Source organism: Gordonia sp. (in: high G+C Gram-positive bacteria) (assembly GCF_049299075.1).
Taxonomy (GTDB): domain Bacteria; phylum Actinomycetota; class Actinomycetes; order Mycobacteriales; family Mycobacteriaceae; genus Gordonia.
In genome coordinates, this window is the sequence record NZ_JBAQWU010000453.1 from 1 (window position 1) to 2,504 (window position 2,504).

Genomic DNA, 2,504 nt, shown 5'->3' on the forward strand with positions numbered 1-2,504 from the left:
GGTCGGAGCGGCTGACCCGGGCCGCCGGGACCGGCGCCCTGGGCAGGTACCGACGGCGGGGGTGGTCCGGGTCGGGGTGGCAAGGACTGGGGTGGCAAGGACTGGGGTGGCAAGGGCTGGGGTGGCACGGGTGGCGGTGGGCCAGGAGCGTCGGGGCGAGAGCCCGGTGCGAACGCCTTCCGGTTGGCCACGTCGCCCATGCCGGGGAGGTGCACGGGCTGCACAGTGCCGGTGGCCAGGCCGCGGGCCGCCGCGTCCTTGTGGGCAATAAGTTCCATCTGCGGATCGAGCTGGTACACCGGACTCATCGCCCAGACTGGGATCGCCTCGATCTGCGGTTTCTCAAAATCGTCTGGTTCATCGGGCAGCAGAGTCCACACGAAGTATCCGTGGGTGCCCGGGCCGTGCGGGCGGTAGTGCACCTCGAATACGAAGAGCGGTTCCCCGGTGGTGTGCCCGGTGGTGCCGTCGGCAAAGGTGAACTCGGTATCGTCGGCGTAGGTGACGCCGACCCGGAAGCAGCCGGGGTTGTCCGCCAACAGCACGACTTTATTCAGCGGGGACAGATCCCCGGCCCGGTACGTCGTGCGCAGCGCATCGCCGACCACCGGCGCCGGTGCCGACGTGATGAAGTTCTTGGGTAGTCGTTCCTGCTTTTCACTGTGCTTGCCGAAGGCGCGCCAGTCTCTACCGATGGCGGCCTCAGACGTGCGGAATCGGCGCGGATTCACTTAGTCGGGGGATACCGGACGGTCAGCGCGGCCACGGGACGACGGGATTGCCCTGCCATCGGGTGTGGTCGGGAACTCGGTCGCCACGCATCACCAGTGAACCTGGGCCCACTGTCGAACCTTCGCCGAGTCCGGCGGCGGGCAGTGCGACGCTGTGCGGGCCGAGGGTGGCGCCTGCGGCGATGGTCACTGTGTCGATGGCCATCACGCGGTCGTGGAACAGGTGCGTCTGGACGACGCAGCCGCGTTGCACGTTGGCGCCGTCGCCCAGGGTCACCAAATCTGCCTCGGGTAGCCAATATGACTCGCACCAGACGCCGCGCCCGATCTTGGCGCCCAGGGCGCGCAGCCACAGGTTGATTACCGGTGTCCCGGCGGCGGCATTGGCGAACCACGGTGCGGCGACCGTTTCGACGAAAGCGTCGGAGAGCTCGTTGCGCCAGATGAAGGAGCTCCACAACGGGTGCTCGCTGGGTCGAATGCGCCCGATCACGATCCATTTGGCCAGTGCTGCCACCACCCCGGCCACCACCCCGGCGGCGAGCAGTACCAGTCCGCTGACGGCGGTGGCGACAGCAGGTGAGGTGGCCGTGGCCACCGCCTGCAGCGACAGCAGCACGCCGACGCCGATGAGGAAGGATATCCACACGGCAATCAGGCGCAGTGTCTCCACCACCGAGCGGGCGATCCGCAGCCCGAGCGACGGTGCGAAGGTGCGTGAGCTGTCGGCCTCTCCGGCGGTCCGGCGCAGTCGCTGCGGCGGACTGCCCAGCCAACTGGAGCCGGACTTGGCCTTCTCCGGCGCGGCCGAGAGGACCGCGACCAGACCGCCCTTGGGCACCTTGCGGGTGGGCGCCACCATGCCGGAATTTCCGAGAAAGGCGCGTTTGCCGACGCGCGCCTGGCCGATCCGCATCCACCCGCCGCTCAGCTCGTACGACGCGACCATGGTGTCGTCGGCGAGAAACGAATCGGCGCCCACCACGGTGAATTTCGGGATGACCAGCGCGGTGGAGATCTCGGTACCCGAGCCGATTCGGGCGCCGAGCGCGCGGAACCACCACGGTGTCAGCAGACTCGCGTACAGCGGGAAAAGATACGTGCGTGCCGAGTCCATCACGCGCTCGGTCAGCCACATCTGCCAGCCGGTCCGGCTGCGCACCGGGTACCAGCCCGGGGTGAGCCCGACCGATGCCAGGCGCACGACGATCAGGGTGGCCAGCGCGAAGGTGGCGAGCGCAGCCAGCGTGCCGAGCGGGCTGAGGGCCAGCGCACGCAGGACCGCCGATTCGAGGCTGTCTCCCGACAGTGCCCACGAGAAGGTCACCACCAGTCCGACAGCCAGTGCCAGCAGGGGAATGCCAGCGATCAGCAGGGCGCTCAACGCGTAAACGGGTACCCAGCCGCGCCCGGCCGGCGGCGGATCCTGGGGGCCGTGTGCGCGGGCCTTGCCAATCTTGGCCGCCGGCGAGCCTGCCCAATGCTGGCGTGCTTTGACCTTGTGCAGAACCGTCGAACCCGGATCGACGACGGCGCCGCGGCCGACCACCGCGCCGGGCATCAGCGTCGAACGCGCACCGATGGTGGCGCGGTCCTTGATCTCGATCGCCCCGAGGTGCAGGACGTCACCGTCGAGCCACCAGCCGGACAGGTCCACTTCGGGTTCGATGGCGGCCAGGTTGCCGACCGTCAGCAGGCCGGTGACCGGGGGCAGCGAATGCAGGTCGACACCCTTGCCGAGGCGGGCGCCGAGAGCGCGGGCCAGAGTGGGCA

General features: G+C 69.2%; 2 protein-coding genes. Both read right to left on the bottom strand.

Features of this window, described 5'->3' with window-relative positions; all coding sequences use genetic code 11:
• On the bottom strand, positions 1-731 hold a 731-nt coding region (locus WAW85_RS14355), incomplete at its 3' end, for a hypothetical protein (RefSeq protein ID WP_422560273.1).
• A 22-nt stretch (positions 732-753) separates the two neighbouring features.
• Positions 754-2,504, bottom strand: a 1,751-nt coding sequence (locus WAW85_RS14360; protein ID WP_422560274.1) for a Pls/PosA family non-ribosomal peptide synthetase, incomplete at its 5' end; no start/stop codon positions are given.